16 protein-coding genes and 1 pseudogene are annotated in these 19,614 nt (G+C 63.0%); 10 read left to right on the top strand and 7 right to left on the bottom strand.

All coding sequences use genetic code 11. From position 1 onward, the window contains the following. Window positions 1-50 precede the first annotated feature (50 nt). The 3 genes from EV686_RS14610 to EV686_RS14600 are packed head-to-tail and all read right to left on the bottom strand — an operon-like array spanning window position 51 to window position 4,056. The gene (locus tag EV686_RS14610; RefSeq protein ID WP_132477696.1) at window positions 51-2,210 is read right to left on the bottom strand and encodes a TonB-dependent receptor; all 2,160 of its coding nucleotides are present in this window, start codon (window positions 2,208-2,210) and stop codon (window positions 51-53) included. A gap of 23 nt (window positions 2,211-2,233) precedes the next feature. Next, a complete protein-coding gene (locus EV686_RS14605) occupies window positions 2,234-3,019 on the bottom strand; it encodes an ABC transporter ATP-binding protein (protein WP_132477695.1) in 786 nt (261 codons plus the stop codon). After that, the gene (locus EV686_RS14600; protein WP_207901792.1) at window positions 3,016-4,056 is read right to left on the bottom strand and encodes a FecCD family ABC transporter permease; all 1,041 of its coding nucleotides are present in this window, start codon (window positions 4,054-4,056) and stop codon (window positions 3,016-3,018) included. The genes EV686_RS14605 and EV686_RS14600 overlap by 4 nt, the downstream gene beginning before the upstream one ends. A gap of 167 nt (window positions 4,057-4,223) precedes the next feature. On the opposite strand from EV686_RS14600, the gene EV686_RS14595 reads away from it, so the two are divergent. The 3 genes and pseudogenes from EV686_RS14595 to EV686_RS14585 all read left to right on the top strand — a co-directional run bounded on the left by EV686_RS14595 (window position 4,224) and on the right by EV686_RS14585 (window position 6,787). Beyond that, window positions 4,224-4,448, top strand: coding sequence for a hypothetical protein (locus tag EV686_RS14595; RefSeq protein ID WP_132477693.1), 225 nt, complete (start codon window positions 4,224-4,226; stop codon window positions 4,446-4,448). Between the two features lie 169 nt (window positions 4,449-4,617). Continuing rightward, window positions 4,618-5,529, top strand: a pseudogene (locus EV686_RS14590) (bifunctional enoyl-CoA hydratase/phosphate acetyltransferase); the annotation flags it as partial. A gap of 46 nt (window positions 5,530-5,575) precedes the next feature. Next, complete coding sequence (locus EV686_RS14585) at window positions 5,576-6,787, top strand: acetate/propionate family kinase (protein WP_132477692.1); 1,212 nt, start codon at window positions 5,576-5,578, stop codon at window positions 6,785-6,787. 64 nt (window positions 6,788-6,851) lie between these two features. Here the strand turns inward: EV686_RS14585 and EV686_RS14580 are convergent, their stop codons facing one another. Genes EV686_RS14580 through EV686_RS14570 form a run of 3 tightly spaced genes read right to left on the bottom strand, consistent with a single transcriptional unit; the run spans window position 6,852 to window position 10,596 of the window. Then, window positions 6,852-7,835: an extracellular solute-binding protein gene (locus EV686_RS14580; RefSeq protein WP_132477691.1), complete on the bottom strand. Its 984-nt coding sequence runs from the start codon at window positions 7,833-7,835 to the stop codon at window positions 6,852-6,854. 19 nt (window positions 7,836-7,854) lie between these two features. Further along, window positions 7,855-9,501, bottom strand: coding sequence for an ABC transporter permease (locus tag EV686_RS14575; protein WP_132477690.1), 1,647 nt, complete (start codon window positions 9,499-9,501; stop codon window positions 7,855-7,857). 15 nt (window positions 9,502-9,516) lie between these two features. Further along, window positions 9,517-10,596, bottom strand: coding sequence for an ABC transporter ATP-binding protein (locus EV686_RS14570; RefSeq protein WP_132477689.1), 1,080 nt, complete (start codon window positions 10,594-10,596; stop codon window positions 9,517-9,519). 220 nt (window positions 10,597-10,816) lie between these two features. On the opposite strand from EV686_RS14570, the gene EV686_RS14565 reads away from it, so the two are divergent. Then, on the top strand, window positions 10,817-11,752 hold the full coding sequence (locus tag EV686_RS14565; protein WP_132477688.1) for a LysR substrate-binding domain-containing protein: 936 nt from the start codon (window positions 10,817-10,819) through the stop codon (window positions 11,750-11,752). Further along, entirely contained in the window at window positions 11,749-12,480 is a 732-nt protein-coding gene (serB, locus tag EV686_RS14560; protein ID WP_132477687.1) for a phosphoserine phosphatase SerB, read from the top strand. Before EV686_RS14565 ends, serB begins: the two co-directional genes overlap by 4 nt. Before the next feature lies 1 nt (window position 12,481). On the opposite strand, the gene EV686_RS14555 is transcribed toward serB, so the two are convergent. Then, entirely contained in the window at window positions 12,482-13,387 is a 906-nt protein-coding gene (locus EV686_RS14555; RefSeq protein ID WP_132477686.1) for a LysR family transcriptional regulator, read from the bottom strand. 109 nt (window positions 13,388-13,496) lie between these two features. Between EV686_RS14555 and EV686_RS14550 the strand changes: the two genes are divergently transcribed. The 5 genes from EV686_RS14550 (at window position 13,497) to EV686_RS14530 (ending at window position 19,551) form a co-directional block, all read left to right on the top strand. Then, window positions 13,497-14,582 (top strand): Ldh family oxidoreductase, encoded by a 1,086-nt coding sequence (locus EV686_RS14550; protein WP_132477685.1) that lies wholly within the window; start codon window positions 13,497-13,499, stop codon window positions 14,580-14,582. A gap of 47 nt (window positions 14,583-14,629) precedes the next feature. After that, window positions 14,630-15,616, top strand: a complete 987-nt coding sequence (locus EV686_RS14545) for a Bug family tripartite tricarboxylate transporter substrate binding protein (protein WP_243650900.1) — start codon at window positions 14,630-14,632, stop codon at window positions 15,614-15,616. A 28-nt stretch (window positions 15,617-15,644) separates the two neighbouring features. Next, the gene (locus tag EV686_RS14540) at window positions 15,645-16,058 is read left to right on the top strand and encodes a cupin domain-containing protein (RefSeq protein WP_132477684.1); all 414 of its coding nucleotides are present in this window, start codon (window positions 15,645-15,647) and stop codon (window positions 16,056-16,058) included. A 200-nt stretch (window positions 16,059-16,258) separates the two neighbouring features. Beyond that, window positions 16,259-17,194, top strand: coding sequence for a ribose-phosphate pyrophosphokinase (locus EV686_RS14535; protein ID WP_132477683.1), 936 nt, complete (start codon window positions 16,259-16,261; stop codon window positions 17,192-17,194). Next, window positions 17,191-19,551: a phosphoketolase family protein gene (locus EV686_RS14530; RefSeq protein ID WP_132477682.1), complete on the top strand. Its 2,361-nt coding sequence runs from the start codon at window positions 17,191-17,193 to the stop codon at window positions 19,549-19,551. Before EV686_RS14535 ends, EV686_RS14530 begins: the two co-directional genes overlap by 4 nt. Window positions 19,552-19,614: the final 63 nt, after the last annotated feature.

Here is a 19,614-nt window from a genome sequence, read left to right as displayed (position 1 = left end):
TCCGAAGCCATGTCCCGCCCCGGAAACACCCGGGCGGGACGCCTCCGTCATCAGAAGTTGTAGATCATGGACAGGTAGAAACTACGCCCGGGATAGGCGTAGGCATCATCCGGCACCTTGCCCAGATAGGAGTACTGGCGATCGAACAGATTGTTGATATCCAGCTTCACATCCAGGCTGTTCGACACGTCCGAACCCCACAGGCGCTTGCGCAGGCTCAGATTGGCCACCGTGAATCGTCCGAAGCCAACCAGCGGCCCGTCGGTGACGTTGGCGCGCCCGCCATACTGCTTGCCGTAGTAGCTGAAGTTCAGGTTGCCGGAGAACTGCGAGGCCGGATGATGAAAACGGACGCCATAGCTCATGGTGGTGTCCGGCACGCGCGTGATCGGCCACCAGGCGCCCAGCATGCCCGGCCCGCCTTCGCGCACTACCTCGTCCTTGCGCGTCATGTGCGTCACATTGAAGTACGGGCGCAGTTCGACGCTGCTATAGCCCAGCAGGGGAGCCACATTGGCGCTGGCCTGCACCTCGAACCCTTCCTGGATGCGCTTGTCGACATTCATCATGACACGGCCCTGGGCGCCCGTGCCGTCTTCCCGAACGCCGGGATAGATATAGATGTTGTCCTTCACGTCGTAGCGGAAGTAGGTTGCCGACAGACGCCAATGCTCATGCGCGATGTCGAACCCGGCTTCAAACGCCTTGGTGAACTCGGGACTCAGGCGGGGATCACCCGGAGCGCCGTAATCCTCGTAGAAGCTGCTGGCGAACAGCTGCCGGCCCGAAGGCGCGCGCCAACCTTGCGTGTAATTGGCGCGCAGCTTGAGCCATTCCGTCGGAAGGTAGGACACGCCCAAGGTGGGCGAGACATGGCTGAAGCTGCGTTTCGTGGGCAACTGGTCGCGCGACGTGATGCCGCGACTGCTGAAATAGGGTACCCGGTCGTAATGCTCGTCGCCCACCGCTTTGTCCTTGGCGCGCACATATTCGTAGCGCAGGCCGCCGGACAGGTTCAGCGCGCCCTCCATGAGCTTGAGCGTACCCACCATGTAGGCGCCCCACTGCGTGGTTTCGCTGGTGGGATGCATCGGGAATCCCTTGCCGGCCCATTCCGGATCCCTTCCGCCCTTCTGCAGGAAGGCCCCGCGCGCGGAGGATGAATTCTCGACGTCGTACTTGATGTAGTCCACGCCGCCAGTGAGGTCAAACCTGGAGGAGGTATAGCTCAGGCTGCCTTGCGCCCGGTCGGTCGATACCTTCTGGCCCTTGGGGTAAAGATTGCCGGACCAGGTCTCGTAGACATCCTTGCCCTGGCCGATGTTGGCATTCCAGGAAAGATGCCCGTCCTGGCTGGAGCCATCGTAGTTCAGGTAGAACAGCTGCGTTTCGCGGTCGGTGTAGTTGGCGTCGCGGATTTCGCCCTCCTCGTCGACATAAGAGGGGCGATGCGCTGCGTCCACCTTGTAATGATAGCCATCGACACTGATGCGGTGGCGCTCGCCGAAGGTATAGCCCAGGTTGAAGTTCAGGCGCTCGGTGCCGTCGGTTTTTGTATTGTGGACTTTCTCGCCTTCGCCGTCCTTGTAGTCGCGGGCAACGCGTCCGCGTTCATAGCCCACCAGATAATCAAAGTCATCGACCTTGCCATGCAGGTCGATGCCGATGCGCTGGGTATCGAAGCTGCCATAGCCCATTCGTATGGAACCGCCGAAGCGCTCCGGTCCGCCCTTGCGCGTCACCACATTGATGACGCCGCCCGGAGAACCCATGGAATAGCGGAACATGTCAGGACCACGCAGCACTTCGACGCGCTCCACGTTGCTCAGCGCAATCTGGCGGATGTTGGCCACGCCCGAACGCCGTCCGTCGATCAGGATGAGCAGCTTGCCGTTGACTTCGGTCATGAGATGCTCGGTATGGAACCCTCGCAGGACCAGTGTATTCTCGCCATGGTCCGTCGGCGTGGCCTCCACGGCAAAGCCTTGCTCGATCAGCAGTTCGCTGAGGTTGGTGGCGGGCGAGCGGCGGATGGCATCCGCCTCGATGACGAAATCGCTGGTGGCCTGCGCCCTCTCCTTGGATGTGAACGTATCCGGCGTGACCTGCACCGGAGACAAGGTACTGACCTGCCCGCTTTGCGCCATGGCTGCCGCGGGCAGTATCAAGAGACAGGCCGCGATTGGCTTGAGTTGATATTTCCTCTTCACTTCAATGACTCCCTAGTCTTCGCTTATTGTGGGAACATGGGTCTGAAGGCGATCCCCTTGCCTTCGGCGGTACGCAGCAAATCCACGCGAACCCCGTACAGCCCCTCGATTGCATCTGGCGTCAGCACTTCGTCTGGCCGTCCATCCGCGGAAACCTTGCCGCCGGCCAGCATGGCCACGCGCTGGCACCCGGACAGCGGCTGGTTGGGATCGTGCGTCGTCATCAGCACGCCATAGCCGTCCTCGACCAGCGCTTCCAGCCGAGCCAGCAAGCGCACCTGATTGCCGTAATCGAGCCCGGACAGCGGTTCGTCCATGACCAGCAGCCGTGCTTCCTGCGCCAGCGCCCGGGCGATCAGCGTCAGTTGTCTTTCTCCTCCGGAGATTTCGGTATAGGCGCGTTCCGACAGGGACGCGATGCCAAGCCGCGCCAGCATGTGCCGGACGCACTCGATATCCGCCCGCCCCGGCGCTTTCATGAATCCACGGTTCGGCAGGCGCCCCATCATCGCCACCTGCATGACGGTGTAGGGGAAAGACGCCATGTGCGCCTGTGGCACATAGGCCACCCGCCGCGCCACATCCCTGCGCCGCCAACCGGAGAAAGGCGCGCCGTCCAGCGCCACGACGCCCGTATCCGGCGCAAGCAGGCCCAGCATGATCTTGAGCAGCGTGCTCTTTCCGGCGCCGTTGACGCCCAACAGGCACACCAGTTCCCCGGCGGACAGGGACAGCGATGCATCCGACAGGACCAGACGGCCTCGGTAAGAAAAGCCGATGTTCCTGGCCGACAAGCCTGGCGGACTCATGCCCATCCCCTCCGCACGCGATGTAGAACGAACAGGAACACAGGAATGCCCAGGATTTCCGTGACGATACCGATGGGTACTTCCGCGCGGAACAGATTGCGCGCGACGCCATCGGCAAAAAGAAGAAACGCAGCGCCCAGACAGGCGGCGGCAGGCAACAGGCGCGCATTGCCAGGCCCTACCAGCAGGCGGGCGATATGGGGAACGATCAGCCCGATCCAGCCAATCATCCCCGCGATGGAGACGGTCAGGGCCGAAACCAGCGTCGCCGTCGCGATAGTCGCCAGGCGTATTGCGGTTACGGGCATGCCAAGCGCGCGCGCTTCATCGTCGCCCATCGACAACGCATCCAGCGCCCGGCCCATCAGGCACAGCAGGACTATGCCGCCCAGCAAGGGGACGGCGGCCCAGGCCACATCGCCGACCGTGGTCTGCCCGAGATTTCCCATCAGCCAATAGGTAATGGCCGGCAATTGGCTGTACGGATCCGCCATATACTTGATGATCGTCAGCAGCGAGGCGAACAGCGCGCCGCTGAGAATCCCGCCAAGAATCAGCATGATGATGGAACCGCCGCCGAACAGATGAGCAATGCCGACGCCGACGGACACGGCAAGCAGCCCCATCAGAAAAGCCCCGGCCTGCACCACCAGCCAGCCGCCCTCAGCGAGAATGCCAAGAGCTGCCCCCGTTGCCGCGCCTGCCAGCACGCCGAGCAGGCCGGGCGATACCAGCGAATTTCGGAACATCGCCTGGTAGGCGGCCCCCGAAACCGAAAGCGACGCCCCCACCAGAATGGCGGCAAACACGCGTGGAAAGCGGATTTCGATGATCAGGTGATGCAACAGCGCATGGCGCTCCGGATCCATGGCAACCAAGCCCGCCGTTGCCAGGAAAAAATGGACAGTCTCCCACCAGGGGACAGGATATGAGCCAATGGACAAGGCCAGCACCGCAGCGGCCAAGGCCAGAAAAGGAGACAGCAGCCAGGCTCGCCATGAACCCGGCACACTAATGCCTAGTTGATGCTCAGCCACGCCGGCACCTCTGCTGTTCATGGAAACCAACGCAAGCCATGGCGACCTTTCCCTGGAATGGAACTGTTTGCACGCTCGCCAAACAGTGACTTGCTTATGCCATCACGCAACTGTATTACTGCCAATCGCTATATATTTAAGTATATATATAATGATACAGAAAACAATTGACTGAAATCAATGCTCACGATATTCCGCTCAAGGTATTCTCTGCATCCGGAAGCGAAGAACTCCGGCCCAAGGGCCGGAGCGTCTTCGCCAAAATACAGGGGCGCCTGCGGCGCCACATGGGTACTGCCTCGCTCGACCTCGGCCTGAAGGCCGAGGCTTGCGCTTTGGCGCGTGGTCAAACTCGTATACTCTATTGGCGTGGCGAATATGGGCGCTCCTGATCCAGGAACGCTTCCATCGCCACCTTGACTCCGCCCTATCCAATCATCCAGCACTGCGGGGAGACGCATGAGCGCCGCCATGGACCAAACAATCACTTCATCAAATGCGCCCGGCCCTGCGTCTGACGTTGCCTGCCACTCCACGGATCAAAGCGCCTGCGACTGCAACGGCCTGCAATACCTGCTCGACGCCGCCAGCGCCATGGAAGCCGTCGATACCGCCGTCGTCCATCCTTGCGACGTAACCAGCCTGTCGTCGGCCCTCGATGCGCGCGCCGCGGGCCTGATACGGCCCATCCTGGTCGCTCCGCAGGCAAAGCTGCGCTCCATCGCCGAGAACGCGGGGCTGGACTTGTCCGGCATCCCCATCGAAGACGTGCCGCACAGCCATGCCGCCGCCGCGCGCGCCGTCCAGCTCGTCCACGAAGGCAAGGCCGAGGCCATGATGAAAGGCAGCCTGCACACAGACGAACTGATGTCCGCCGTGGTGTCGTCCGTCTCGGGGCTGCGTACCAAGCGCAGGGTCAGCCATTGCTTTCTGCTGCAAACGCCGCATTACCCTCGCCCCTTCATCGTGACCGATGCCGCCATCAACCTGGCGCCCGACCTGCTGCAAAAAGCCGACATCGTCCGCAATGCCATCGAACTGGCCCACGTCATCGGCGTAAACCTGCCCAAGGTGGCTATCCTGGCCGCTGTGGAAACCGTCAGCCCGGCGATGCCGGCCACGCTGGACGCCGCCGCGCTGTGCAAGATGGCCGACCGCGGGCAGATCACCGGCGGCATGCTCGACGGGCCGCTCGCCTTCGACAATGCCATCTCCATCGCCGCGGCGCAGACCAAAGGCATCGTTTCCGAAGTCGCCGGCCAGGCCGACATCCTCGTCGTCCCGGACCTCGAAAGCGGCAATATGCTGGCCAAGCAACTGATCTTCCTGGGCAATGCCGCCAGCGCGGGCATCGTGCTCGGCGCCAGGGTCCCCATTGTCCTGACCAGCCGCGCCGACTCCAGGGCCTGCCGCCTGGTGTCATGCGCCCTGGCGGTGCTGCTTGCGCACCACTATCGCAATACGCCGCCCTAGCGCGCTGCACCCTTCCGGAAATCCACATATAAAGACAGCCATGGCCATGACAGCCTCCCGCTCCGATTTTCTCGTACTGGTATTGAATTGCGGCTCTTCGAGCATCAAGTTCGCCGTATTCGACGCATCCGGCGATCCGCTGCCGCGCACGCCGCTATGGAACGGCAAGGTGCAGGGCATCGGCGGCCCCACGCCCGACTTCGGCGAAACCGGCGTCGAGCCCTACCGCATCGAGCTCGATGCGGCGCACCCCTATCGCAGCGCTCTTACCGTCATCCGCCAGCGCGTCCTGGCGAGGCTGGACGGCCGGCCTCTCGGCGCCATCGCGCATCGCGTCGTGCACGGCGGCAGCAAATACTTCCGGCCGATACGAGTGGATGGCGGCATACTCGCCGACCTCGAAAGCTATATTCCACTGGCACCGCTGCACCAGCCGTTCGCGCTGGAGGCCATAGCCATCCTGCTGAACGAACGCCCCGGCCTGCCGCAGATCGCCTGCTTCGACACGGGTTTCCACCATACTGTCCCGCAGGTCGAGCAGATCCTGCCGCTGCCGTTCGATGCCTGGCAGCGCGGCCTGCGCCGCTACGGGTTCCACGGCCTGTCCTACGAATATATGGCGACGGCGCTGGCCGAACGCCACGGCGACGCCGCGCGCGGACGCACCATCGTCGCCCATCTGGGCAGCGGCGCCAGCCTGTGCGCCATGCGCAATCTCGAAAGCGCTGCCACCACCATGGGGTTTTCCGCGCTGGAAGGGCTGATGATGGGTACGCGCACCGGGTCCCTGGATCCAGGCGCCATCCTGTACCTGATGGAAATCGAAAAGCTCTCACTGGAGCAGGTCGGCCGGATTCTCTACCACCAGTCCGGGCTCCTTGGCGTATCGGGCATCTCGCCCGAACCCAGGGTCATCGTCAGGCACGAACAGGATGAAGGCGAAACGGGGGAACGCGCGCGGATCGCCCTGGATCTTTACGTGCGCCGCATCGTCAAGGAAATCGGCGCGCTGACCGCAGTGCTCGGCGGACTGGACATGCTGATCTTCACCGCCGGCGTCGGCGAACACAACGCCTTCATCCGCGAACGCATATGCCGTGACCTGGCGTTTCTCGGCGTGGCGCTGGACGAGCCGGCAAACACGGCCGACGCGCCCGTCATTTCCGCACAGGACAGCACCGTCCTGATCGGCATCGAACCCACCAACGAAGAATGGGTGGCCGCACGGCACGCGGTGCGGCTGCTGCAGGCGCAATAGCCAGGCAATGAAAAGCCCTGGTCCGAAGACCAGGGCTTGCGCAGAAAACCGGCTCACGCAGGCATTACTTGCCCTTGGCGACCGCCTCGTTCCAGGCGGCCACGACCTTCTCGTAGTCGGCCGCAGCTTCGCCCTGGTCGAATTCGTACACCTTGACGTCCTTCATGGCAGGCAGATCCGTCAGCGCCGACACATCGATGTCCTCGCGCACCGGGCGGCGGAAATTCTTGACCAGCAGGGCCTCCTGGACCTCCTTGCTCATCAGGCCGTCGTACAGCTTCTTGGCCGCCTCCAGGTTCTTCGCACCCTTGATGATGAACATGCCTTCGGGAGCCAGGTAGCTGCCCTCGGTCGGATAGACCAGCTTGATTTCCTTCTGGCCACCGGCCACGTACTCATAGGCCGCATACTCCAGCGTCAGGCCCGCGGCATACTCGCCGTTGCCCACGCCCTTGTAGGTCGTGCCCGAAGAACCCGTGACCACAGCATTGGCCGCGATCTTGTCCAGCCCTTCCTGGCCGAACTGCTTGTACAACCCGTATACGAGCAGATAGGTCGTACCGCTCTTGGCCGGATCGGTAATGGCGAACTTGCCTTTCCATTCGGGCTTCATCAGATCGGACCAGGTCGTGGGCTCAGGCAGGCCGCGCAACTGGCGCTTGTTCACCATGATCACCATCAGGTGCACATTGGTGCCGACCCACAGATTGTCCGGGCCGCGGAAGCGCTCGGGGATCGCATCCAGCCCATCGGGCGTGTACGGCTGCAGCTGGCTGCTGTAGGAACCCAGCGTGCCAAAGCCGCCGCTCCAGAAAAGATCGCCGCGTGGATTCGCGGCCTCGGCCTCGATGCGCTTCATCATCGTGCCCGTGCCGCCGGTCACCGTCTGCACGTCGAGGCCGGGCGTCTTCTGCTTGACCACGTCCACCGCCGCCTGGATCGTTTCCGGATTGTTGGACGAATACAGGACCACGGTCTCCGCCTGGGCCGCTCCCAGGGTCAGCGCCATGGACAGCAGCGTCGCTTTCAGAAATTTCTTGTTTTGCATGACATCCTCCTGTGGAAGGCTACTTGCCCGAGAAAAGATTGATTTTGAAGGCTTTCACCGAAATGATGATCGGCAGCAATATGACGGTGACCAGCGCCGCGCCATACGCCGAAGCCATGCCCAGGCGGCCAGAGTCGACCTGGCGGAAAATCGCAATAGGCATGGTTTCCAACCCTCCGCTGTACGCTACGACAGACGCGGAAAGTTCGGATACGGTTGTCAGCCACATCAGGATGGCCGACGATGCGATCGATGCCTTTACCACCGGCAGGATCACCTTGAAGAAGCTTTTCATCGGAGACACGCCCAGGCTGACGGACGCTTCTTCGATGGAATCGGGAATGTTGTAGAGCATGGACGATGCATTGCGCATGGCGAACGGCAGCCTGCGCACGGTTCCGCACAGCACCATGATGGCGGACGTGCCCGCCAGCACCAGCCAGCCGGTATTGAATGTCTGCACCAGAGCAATACCCAGGATGGTGCCCGAGATCGTCAGCGGCAGCACGACCAGATAGTCCAGGAACTGCGTCATTGCCGTGCGTTTCTTGATGACGAGATAGCTCGCCAGCACCGCGAAGCTCACGCCGATCACCATGGCCATTGAAGCGAATTTCAGCGAGTTCAGAATAGGCTGCGGCGCAATCTGGATCGCCTGCAGGATATTGTCCATCGACCACTGCCCCCAATGCATGACGGGGCCCTTGGTCTTGGTGAATGCGCCGATGAACACCATGGCAAGCGGCAGCAGCGACAGTACTACGATCAGTCCGACGCCTCCGGCGAACAGCAGCGCCTTCCACGAACGCACGCGCTCGACTCCGGGCGCCCGGCCCTGCACCATGGTGTAGACCTTGCGTTCAATCACCCGCTTCTGGAAGAACAGCACGAACGCCATCAGTCCGATCACCGTCACGGACATGGCGCTCTGCAGCATGGGGTTGCTGCCCATCTCGCTGACGAAGGTGTCGTAGATCATGACCGACAGCAGCGGCACCTGGCTGCCCAGCATGATGGAAATCGCAAAGTTCCCCACCACCAGCGTGAACACCACAAGGGCGTTGACCAGAACGGCAGGCATGATGACCGGCACGAGCACGCGCAGCCGGGTCAGACCGGGCGGCGTTCCCAGGCTCAGGCCGGCCTCCTCCAGTTGCCCGTCGAACCCGCGCAAGGCAGCCAGCACGCCCAGGTAGATGAAGGTGTAGTACACCAGCGTCATGGAAAATATCATGCCCGTCCAGCCGTAGAACGACGGCAGGTAAATGCCCATGTCCGCGAAGAAGTTGGTGACCACCCCGTTATTGCCCAGCACCAGCAGCCAGGACTGGCTGACGATGACCTCCGGGATCACGATCGTCAGCACCGGCAGGATCGATACCAGGGACTTGAGCGGGAAGTCGTAGCGCGCGACCAGGTAGGCGAACGGCACGCCTATCAGTATCGTGCAGCACGTGACGACCACGCCGAGAATCAGCGTATTGCGGAATGCCGTCAGGTACTTGCTGTCCTGCAGCAGCATCGAAAACGCCTGCAGCGACACTGTGCCGTCGGTATCCGTCACGCTGTTGCCGAACAATACGCTCAAAGGATAGGCGACGAAAAACAGCAGCAGCGCAATGCAGAACAGCGTCAGCAGGCCCCATGGCCACCATTCGATCTTCATGGCATGCCTCCCCGATCAGGCCGCAACGACGCGGCTGTCCACTGGAACCAGAACCTGCACGCGATCGCCGGGCTGGAAGCTTCCCACCATATTGCCTGCATGCAGTTCCACGCGTATTTCAGAGGCATCCGCCAGACGTATGCTGTAGACCGTCTTGAACCCCAGATACTGGCGGCGCAGTACTTCGCCCGGCATCGAGTTCGGCATATAAGGCGTCGCGGCGATCAGCGACAGATCTTCGGGGCGCGCGATCAGCAGGCCGCTGTCTTTCAGGTCGGCGCTGCCCCGCAGGCCTTCGAATACATATTCGCCGATACGGTAATGCAGCACGCCCGCCTGGCCATCCGCTTCGTCCAGGCGAATGGACTGCACGGGAATGATATTGGCGGACCCGATGAAATCCGCCACGTAGGCATTGGCCGGCAAGCCGTACAGTTCCTCCGGCGATCCAAGCTGGGCGATCGATCCCTGGTCCATGAGCGCCACTTGATCGGACATGGCCAGGGCCTCTTCCTGGTCGTGCGTAACGAACACCGTCGTGATCTGCGCTTCGCGCACCAGGTCGAGAATGACATTGCGCATCTGCAGGCGCATCTTGGCGTCCAGATTGGACAGCGGCTCGTCCATGAGCAGTACGCGCGGACGTATCACCAGCGCCCGTGCCAGCGCCACGCGCTGCCGCTGGCCGCCGCTCATCTGCGCCGGGTAGCGATCAGCCAGAGCCAGCAGCCCCACGTTGTCCAGCGCCTCTTCGACGCGCCGCTTCAGTTCCTGCCGGCCCACGCCGCGCGCGCGCAAGCCATAGGCCACGTTGTCGAATGCCGTCTTGTCGGGAAACAGGGCATAGTCCTGGAACACGATGCCGATATCCCGCCGGTAGGCCGGCACTTGCGTCACATCGTCATTGTCGAACAGCAGCCGCCCGGAGTCCGGCGTATAGAAACCCGCGATGCAGCGCAGCAATGTCGTCTTCCCGCAGCCGCTAGGACCCAGCAGCGTATAGAAAGCGCCATCCGGCACATGCAGCGAAAGATCATGCAAGACTTTCTGAGCGCCGAAAGTTTTGGCTACTCCGTCTATGGTGATCGATGCCATGACCTTATCTCCTCCTTGTTCTTGCGTGCAGTATAGGAATCGGCATACCGATCCACCAGCGCGACTTGCTAAGGCCTGCTGTTAGTATTTCTGTTAGCTGGCCAGGGGCTTATCTTCTAGAATAGGCCGGGTCCGTCTCTTGGCGCCGAGCTTGCGGGGACCCCGGCGCGCCAGACATATCGATAAAAACAGGCCCAGCCAATACCGAGAGGAGACAGCTATGGCGCGCAACTTGCCCCCTCTGCGGGCATTGCGGGTATTCGAGGCAGCCGCTCGCCACTGCAGCCTGACGCTGGCCGCAGAAGAGCTGCACATCACCCATAGCGCCGTCAGCCAGCAGATCCGCAGTCTCGAAGACTACTTTGGCCAGCCCCTGTTCACGCGCGAAGCGCGCGGCGTCACCCTGCTGCCGCAGGCACGCGCTTTCTACGACGAGATCCAGGCCTGCCTGCTGCGCATCGAATCCGCCGCCGCCGAGCTTCGCCCCGCGCATCGGCCCTCGCTGAGAGTCTGCGCCACGCCGTCGCTGGCCATGAAATGGCTGATCCCCAAGCTGCCCGCCTTCCAGCAAGCGCACTCGGATGTCGATATCGAACTGTCCACGCTGGACCAGAGATCCATGGATCGCAGCCTGAATACGGCCGACATCGTCATCCGGGACACCCCCGCCCAATGGCCGGGGCATACCTGCCTGAAATTCCAGGAAGATTTCTGCGTGGTCGTGGCCGCCCCCCGCTTCCTGCAGCGCCACCGGATACGCTCGCCGATGGACTGCATCGCGCATCCCCTGCTGAAAGTTTCCGGCCAGACGGGAGACTGGCAGCAATGGCTGACGCTGGCAGGCGTGGACGCCCCGTCCGCATTGCCCGGCGCCACCTTCGATCATCAATTGCTGTGCATACAGGCCGCCAGCAATGAGTTCGGACTGGCCCTGTCGCCATGGAGCCTGCTCGAGGAAGACATGCAGACCGGCAGACTGTGCCCCGTCTTCGCAGAACCGTTGCTGCCCAATACCGGGCTTTACGCCATCTACAGGACCGACAGCGCAATCACCGAGCCGATCCAGCGCTTCGTCGAATGGATGGCCACCCAGGGCAATGCCGGCCATCCCTCCGATTTTCTTTTGACCCATTCTCGTTCCGGACATCGATCATGAACCCACTTTCGTCTACGCTGCAAACCGTCGCGCCGGGCCTGCAGGCGCGCGGCCTGGCCCTTCCGCTGAATCTGGCCGACTACAGGCTGATCGCATTCGACATGGACGCCACCCTGATCACCGTCGAATCCATGGACGAGATTGCAGAGTGCGCAGGGCTGCGCACATCCATGGCGGCCATGACGGCGGCCGCCATGCGCGGCGAAGGCGGCGATTACGCGCAGAACCTGCGCAAGCGCGTCGGCATGCTCGCGGGCGTTCCAGAATCCGTGCTGGAGACCGTCTGGCGCGAACGCATACGCCCGACGCCGGGTGCGGAAACACTGATCCAGGCCTGCAAGGCCGCCGGCCTGCGCTGCATCCTGGTCACCAGCGGCTTCACATGGTTCGCGGAAAAACTGAAGACCCGGCTGCAACTGGACGACCTGCGCGCCAACGTACTGGAAATCGCCGATGGCCGCCTGACCGGGAAGCTGCTCCCGCAACCCTGGGGCGATTGCTTCGACGGAGAAGGAAAGCGGCAGAAGGTACTGGAAACCTGCGCGCAGATGGGCATCGGCCCGGAGCAGGCCATCGCCGTCGGCGACGGCGCCAACGATTTGCCCATGATACGCACCGCCGGCCTGCCAGTGGCCTTCCACGGCAAACCCGTGCTGCGCGCCGAAGCGCGCGTCGCCATAGACGAGGGCGGCCTGGACCGGCTGCTGGAACTGTTCGCGCGGGCCTGACCTATACCGGGAAAGAAAACGTCCGGTTGCGTACCAGACGATCCAGCTCGGCCTGAACCAGGTTTTGCACGAGCTCCAGCTCGCGGGCCTCATCTTTCTCGACGCGCTTTGCCAGCACCAGCTGGCGGCTGAGCTGAACCCCCGAAACCTGGGAAATCCTCACGTCAGGGTGCGCATACCTTCCCCTGAATACCGAAATCGGCATGATGGTGGCCCAACTGTCCGAAATCACCATTTCGCGCACCGCATCGACGGAATCGATCTCCGCCCTGACGTTCAATTGTCCCTGCAGCGGCGTGATCTGGCGCTCGACCAGCCGCCTGTGAAGACTGGTGATCAGTACGGGAATCCGCGGCAATTGGGCGAGCGGGACGACTGGATCCAGCCCAAGCCTGGCATTGCTGACCAATGCAAACGGCTCGCCCAGCAGCAGGTGGAAGCTCAGGCTTCTCGTCGGTTCCGGGTTCGTGAGAATGGCCAGGTCCGCCATCCCCTTTTCCGTCCAGGTGATGAGCTCGGGCGTAAAACCCTCGCGCGCCTTTAGCTGCAGGTCCATTTCCGACGACAGGCAATTTCCCATGAGCCCCGGAAGCAGCAGGCCGGCCAGCGTGGGAGAAACGCCGAGCGTGACCTGCCTCAGGCGGGTATTGGGACGCATGGACAGTCGTTGCCGGACGCGCGCGGCCTCGCTCAGGATCCTTACCGCCGACTCATAAAATGCCACGCCATCGGGCGTCAGCCGCACTCCCCTGGCGCCGCGCACCAGCAGCGCAACTCCCATTTCCGCTTCGAGCTCTCTCAACTGGCGGCTCAAGGCCGGCTGGGCGACGGAAACGATATCCGCCGCGGCGGTAATGCTCCCCGCATCGGCGATAGCCACGAAATAGCGCAAGGCACGCAGATTCATCGATGTCTCCAATCCATATCATTTTGATATGCCTGCAGGCAAATATAGCATTGGTCACACCCAATCCTCTTGAGTAGACTTGACGCAAGCGTAGACATGCAGGTGTTCAATGAAGACAAGAAATAACAATTCGGCATTGGTCTCATTCGAAGAGCTGAAATGCTTCATCCGGAACATCCTGGTCCAGGCAGGCCTTCCCGGCGACGATGCCGACAAGGTCGCCACCCTGATGGCGCGGGCGGACCTGCAGGGATCGGACGGGCACGGCGTCATCCGGCTGCCTCAGTATGTGAAGCGGATCCGCGCCGGCGGCATCAATACGAAACCCGATATCAAAGTCGTGCGGGAGCGGGCGGCAATGGCCGTGGTCGACGGCGACAACGCCATGGGCCATCTGGCCGTTTCATATGCCGCGGAGCTTGCCATTGAAAAGGCCCGCCAGACGGGAGTGGCCTGGGTCGGCACGCGCCGCAGCAACCACGCGGGCCCGGCATCCCTGTACGCCGGCATGCCGATCAAACACGGCATGATAGGCGTCTACTTTGCGGTCGGGAATGCGAACCACCTGCCCCCCTGGGGCGGAGCCGAGATGCTCTTGTCGACCAATCCCATCGCGATCGGCGTCCCTGCGGGCAAGGAAGCCCCCATCGTGCTGGACATGGCCACTACGGTCGCAGCCTACGGCAAGGTGAAAGCCAAGGCAAAACGCGGGGAAATGATGCCAGAAGGCTGGATGATCGACCGCCAGGGCCGCCCCCTGCTCGATCCCAACCGGGCGGACGAAGGATTCCTGCTGCCGATCGGCGGCCATAAGGGCTATGGCCTGGCGCTCATGGTCGGCATCCTCGCCGGCAGGCTGCATGGCGCCGCCATGGGGCGGGATGTCGTCGATTTCAACAAGGATCACACGACACCGACAAATACCGGCCAGGCCATCCTGGCCATCGATCTCGCGGCATTCGGCGATCCCGCCCTGTTCGCCGCCGAAATCGACAGCCTCATTCAGGACATCCGCAACAGCGAAAAGCTTCCCGGCACGGAACGCATCTGGCTGCCCGGGGAGCAAAGCCACGCGCGGCGCCTTGAATATCAACGCAGCGGCATTCCCATTTCCGGCGGCGTCGTCCGCGAGCTTTCCATTCTGGCGGACGAACTGAAGGTCGAGCCTCTCCGGGGAGTCGAAGACACCCGATAGACGCATCGACCGGCTGCCAATAACAAAGACAAAGGAGACAACAGTCCATGAAGCATTCCATCAGACAACTTGTATTGCGCATGGCGATGCTTGGAATCGCATGCTTTTCCGCGACATCCGCACTGGGGCAGACGGCTTATCCGGACAAAGCCATCCGGATGATTGTTCCCTTGGCGGCAGGAAGCGCGGTGGACAAGGCGGCCCGCGTCGTCACGCAGCACATGTCCCAGACACTGGGGCAGTCCATCGTCATCGAGAACCAGCCCGGCGCATCCGGCATCATCGGCGCGGAACGGGTCGCCAAGGCAGAGCCCGATGGCTACACGATCGGCGGATTCAACGACAGCATCCTGACGATGGTGCCCCATCTCCACAAAGAGATGCCGTGGGACCCCATCAAGGATTTCACGTCCGTATCCCTGGTCGGCACCGTGGAATGGGGCCTGATCGTTCCCGCAGCCTCGAAAATCAGGACGGCCGCCGATCTGATCAAGGAAGCAAAGGCAAAACCCGGAAGCCTGATGTACAGCTCCGGCGGCAACGGCAGTCCCCAGCACATTGCAATGGCGCTGTTCGCCAGCAAGGCCGGCATCAAGATGATGCATGTCCCCTACAAAGGCGCCACCCCGGCAGCGGTCGCTGTCGCCGCGGGAGAAGTCCAGGCGGGATTCCAGGGCATCGCCACCGCGATAGGCCTGATCCAGTCGGAAAAACTGCGGCTCCTGGCCGTGACGACCCCCGAGCGTCTTCCACAATTCCCCGACACCCCCACCGTCAACGAAAGCGGCCTGCCGGGCTTTGCATTCAACTCCTGGTTCCTGATCGTGGCTCCCGCAGGCACGAGTCCGGAGATCGCCGAAAAACTGAGCCGCGCGGCGCGCCAGGCCCTGGAGGACAAGGAGGTCGTTTCGCAACTTTCCGTCATCGGCATGACGCCCCGCGGCACGACCCCCGACGAGCTCGCCCAGGCGACGAAAGACAACCTGGAACTCTATCGGCGGCTTCTCCTGGACAATGGCATCCAGCCCGAATAACCGGCAATCCAACGCATACGAGCGACCCATGACAATCATCACGCCATCATCAGCCGCTTTGCTCAAGCCCGAAACCCTCAAGCGCTACGACCGCGGAGGCGGAGCTTCCACTACTCCGCTCGTCAGCAAGACACTGGGAGCCAGCGCATTCATCTCGGGCTACACCGAGTTCGGAGGCGGAGCGAAGATTCCGTTCCACTACCACAACTGCGAAGAGAGCGTCGTGCTGCTATCCGGAGAAGCGCTGTTCGACATTGATGGAGAGGAATATCACCTCAAGCCCCACGACGCGACATTCATCCCGGCCGGCGTGCCGCACCGTTTCCGCAACATGTCGGATACCGAGCCAATGAAGATCCTGTGGATCTACGGCTCGGCGGACGCTACCCGCACATTGGTGGAGACAGGCGAAACGCGGTCCATCACGGCAGAGCACGTATAGGACCGCCCGGAGCCGCAGGCCTCGCCCTGTCCTGGCCAGCGACATGCACGCAGCAATATGCGCACATCCTCTGCGCCAACGGCCTGCCATGACCTATTCGCCATGGCAGGCCTGTTCTTGACAAATATCCTTGATCGCCGGCGTTCCACCGTCTAAGCTGGAGGCATAGACGCTTTCCAGCAACTGCAGGAACGACCGATATGCAGCGACTGATCCTCCCCCTGCCCGGCAATGAAACGTTTGCGTCGGCGCTCGCCGGCCACTGCGGCGCGGAACTCGGCCGGCTGGAGGCCCGCCGGTTTCCCGACGGAGAAAGCTATGTCCGACTGCATGCGGATCCATCGGGCAAGGCCGTCGACCTGGTCTGCACGCTGTCCCGGCCCGACGACCAGTTCCTGCGGCTGGCATTTGCCGCCGATGCCGCCCGCAGCCTCGGCGCGGCGGAAGTCAATCTCATCGCCCCCTACCTTTGCTATATGCGCCAGGACAAGCGCTTCCACGATGGCGAGGGGATCACGTCGCTATCGTTCGCCCGGCTGGTATCGTCCATATTCGACAGCCTGCTGACGGCCGATCCGCACCTGCATCGCCACCCCTCGCTGTCGTCGCTGTACACCATCCCCACCGCGACCCTGCAGTCAAGCCCATTGCTTGCCGACTGGATCCGAGCCCATGTCGAAAGACCGCTGATCATCGGACCCGACGAAGAAAGCGAGCAATGGGCGGGTAGCATCGCCGCCCGCATCGGAGCCCCTCATGCGGTCCTGCGCAAAACCCGCCATGGCGACCGCAGCGTGGAAATCTCCGCGCCCGATCTTTCCGCATGGCAGGCGCACACGCCCGTCCTGGTGGACGATATCGCCTCATCGGGCACAACGCTCGCCATGGCCGCCCGCAAGCTGGCGGAGCAGCATATGCGCAAGCCCGAGTGCGTCATCGTGCACGCGCTGTTTGCGGACGGCGCCTGGGACACGCTGGAGCCATTGTTCTCGCGCATCGCATCCACCGACAGCGTCGCCCATCCCAGCAATCGCATCCCGTTGGCCGGTCTGTTCGCCGACACGTTGACGCGCAAGCTGCGCGATGCGCGGCCAGGACCCGTCAACAACGCAGACAAAGAGAAGATACCCGCATGAGCAATTCCAGCCACCAGGCCCTATGGCTTGCCGGACACGGCCCGATCCGGCACAGGAAAGAAACGGTGGAACGCGTTGCACCGCTGATCGAACGCCTAGTTGCCGACGGCAGGGCCGCGGACACGCACGCCGCCTATCGCCTGTTCGCGGCGGCGGACCGGCTGAGCTGCGTGGCAATGAACGTCGTGGCGCACATGACCTACGCCCAGCGCATCGATTTGTCGGGGCGGCCGCTGGACGCGCATGACTTCAAGCCTTCGCCCGAGGGCCATACCGGAGGCTCTCTCAACATGGTGCCCGCCTTTGTCGGCTACCTGCTCGCCAATGCGCTGACTGGCACGACGCGCGGCTGGCTGATGGGCCAGGGCCATTGCGTCGCCGCTATCGAAGCCGTCAACGCCCTCACCGGCGACGTATCGCCGGCACAGCGCGGGCGATACGATCGCAGCGAAGAAGGACTTTCGCGCCTGATCGGTGATTTCTATTCCTATGCCATCGACGCCAGGGGCCATCCCGCCGTACCGGTGGGAAGCCATGCAGGCCCGAATACTGCCGGCGCGGTGTCCGAAGGCGGCTATCTGGGGTTCGCCGGCCTCCAGTATGTGCACATGCCGCTGCCGGAAGAATCCCTGGTCGCCTTTCTCAGCGACGGCGCATTCGAAGAACAGCGCGGCTCCGACTGGGCCACGCGCTGGTGGCGGGCCGAGGACAGCGGATTCGCCATTCCCCTGATGATCCTCAACGGCCGCCGCATCGAACAGCGCACCCAGATCGTCCAGGAAGGCGGCGCGCCGTGGCTGGCCGAAGACCTGCGCCACAACGGCTTCGATCCCATGATCGTCGACGGCCGCGATCCGGCCGCCATCGCCTGCGCCATCATCGCATCCGAAGACGCGCTGCGCGCCTTTGCTGCCGACCCGCACAAGCGCTACCCGGCGCGCCTGCCCTACATCATCGCGGAAACGGAAAAGGGCTTCGGCTTTCCCGGCGCAGGCACCAATGCCGCGCACAACCTGCCGCTGCCGGGCAATCCGCGCACGGATGCCGCCGCGCGCGCAGCCTTCAACGCCAGCGCCCTGGATCTGTTCGTACCGGAACCCGAGCTGGACGAAGCCCTGCTCGCACTCTCCAATCATGCGCAGCAGGACCGCAAACTGGAAAGCGGCCATCCGATGGCCCATCGCCGGCCCAGGGCTCCCGCCCTGCCGGCGCCTGCATGGGAACGCATCGGCGACTCCGGCAGCGCCATGGCCGCCCTCGACCGCTGGTTCGTTTCCCTGGTCCGGGCCAACCCGGGATTGCGCGTACGCATCGGCAATCCGGACGAACTCGCAAGCAACAAAATGGGCGGCACGCTGGCCCTGCTGAAGCACCGCGTCAATGAGCCGGAGCCCGGCGTTCCCGAAGACATGCACGGCGCCGTGATCACCGCGCTCAACGAGGAGGCCGTGGCGGGCGCGGCGCTGGGCAACAAAGGCGGCCTGAACCTCATCGTCAGCTATGAGGCCTTTGCCGTGAAGATGCTCGGCATGATGCGCCAGGAGATCATCTTCGCCCGCCGGCAGAAGGAGATCGGCCAGCCGCCCGGATGGCTGCCGATACCGCTGATCGTCACCTCGCACACCTGGGAAAACGCCAAGAACGAGCAGTCGCACCAGGATCCGACCATCGGAGAAGCGCTGCTGGGCGAAATGTCGGACACGTCGCGAGTATTGTTTCCCGTCGACGGCAATACGGCGATCGCCGCGCTGCGCGATATCTACGCCAGCCGGGGAGCGCTGGCCTGCATCGTGGTGTCCAAGCGCGACGTGACCCAGCGCTTCGATGCGCATGCCGCCCAGGCGCTGGCGGAAAAAGGCGCTGCGCACATTGCCGGGGACCCTGCCGACGCATGCGTGCAATTCGTCGCCATCGGCAGCTATCAGCTGGAAGAAGCGCTGAAAGCGCATGCTCATCTTGCCCGGCTCGGACAAGCTTCCTGCGTTACCGTGATCATGGAGCCAGGCAGGCTGCGTCTTCCCCGCGACGAGATGGAGGCCGGTTTCGTGGACGGCGATGACACCGTGCGCGCGCTGTTCCCGCCCGGCCTGCCGCGCGTCATTCTCAGCCATACCCGGCCGGAGCCCATGCTGGGCACACTGCGGCGCATCGACGACGGTCCGTCCAGGACGCGCGCGCTCGGCTACATCAATCGCGGAGGCACGCTGGACGTGGCCGGCATGCTGTTCGCCAACCGCTGCACCTGGGCGCACGCCGTCGATGCCGCAGCGGCCGTCGCCGGTTGGGCGCGCGACACCGTCCTGGACGAACCTCGCCTGCGCGCAGTGAACGGGACCGGAGATCCCGCCCACTGCTGAACACGGGAAACTGACACGCGACACGACATTCATTCACGCCCGCATTGCCACAAGAAGGACAAT

The sequence above is a fragment of the Paracandidimonas soli genome (assembly GCF_004342005.1).
Lineage (GTDB): Bacteria > Pseudomonadota > Gammaproteobacteria > Burkholderiales > Burkholderiaceae_B > Paracandidimonas > Paracandidimonas soli.
The sequence above is the reverse complement of the archived record's forward strand: the minus strand, read 5'-3'. Positions and strand labels throughout refer to the sequence as shown.

What these genes read in the sequence shown, in the direction of transcription:
- EV686_RS14605 (WP_132477695.1), bottom strand. Translation starts at nt 3,019, where the DNA reads ATGAGTCCGCCAGGCTTGTCGGCCAGGAACATCGGCTTTTCTTACCGA.
- EV686_RS14585 (WP_132477692.1), top strand. Translation starts at nt 5,576, where the DNA reads ATGACAGCCTCCCGCTCCGATTTTCTCGTACTGGTATTGAATTGCGGC.
- EV686_RS14580 (WP_132477691.1), bottom strand. Translation starts at nt 7,835, where the DNA reads ATGCAAAACAAGAAATTTCTGAAAGCGACGCTGCTGTCCATGGCGCTG.
- EV686_RS14575 (WP_132477690.1), bottom strand. Translation starts at nt 9,501, where the DNA reads ATGAAGATCGAATGGTGGCCATGGGGCCTGCTGACGCTGTTCTGCATT.
- EV686_RS14570 (WP_132477689.1), bottom strand. Translation starts at nt 10,596, where the DNA reads ATGGCATCGATCACCATAGACGGAGTAGCCAAAACTTTCGGCGCTCAG.
- EV686_RS14565 (WP_132477688.1), top strand. Translation starts at nt 10,817, where the DNA reads ATGGCGCGCAACTTGCCCCCTCTGCGGGCATTGCGGGTATTCGAGGCA.
- serB (WP_132477687.1), top strand. Translation starts at nt 11,749, where the DNA reads ATGAACCCACTTTCGTCTACGCTGCAAACCGTCGCGCCGGGCCTGCAG.
- EV686_RS14555 (WP_132477686.1), bottom strand. Translation starts at nt 13,387, where the DNA reads ATGAATCTGCGTGCCTTGCGCTATTTCGTGGCTATCGCCGATGCGGGG.
- EV686_RS14550 (WP_132477685.1), top strand. Translation starts at nt 13,497, where the DNA reads ATGAAGACAAGAAATAACAATTCGGCATTGGTCTCATTCGAAGAGCTG.
- EV686_RS14545 (WP_243650900.1), top strand. Translation starts at nt 14,630, where the DNA reads ATGAAGCATTCCATCAGACAACTTGTATTGCGCATGGCGATGCTTGGA.
- EV686_RS14540 (WP_132477684.1), top strand. Translation starts at nt 15,645, where the DNA reads ATGACAATCATCACGCCATCATCAGCCGCTTTGCTCAAGCCCGAAACC.
- EV686_RS14535 (WP_132477683.1), top strand. Translation starts at nt 16,259, where the DNA reads ATGCAGCGACTGATCCTCCCCCTGCCCGGCAATGAAACGTTTGCGTCG.
- EV686_RS14530 (WP_132477682.1), top strand. Translation starts at nt 17,191, where the DNA reads ATGAGCAATTCCAGCCACCAGGCCCTATGGCTTGCCGGACACGGCCCG.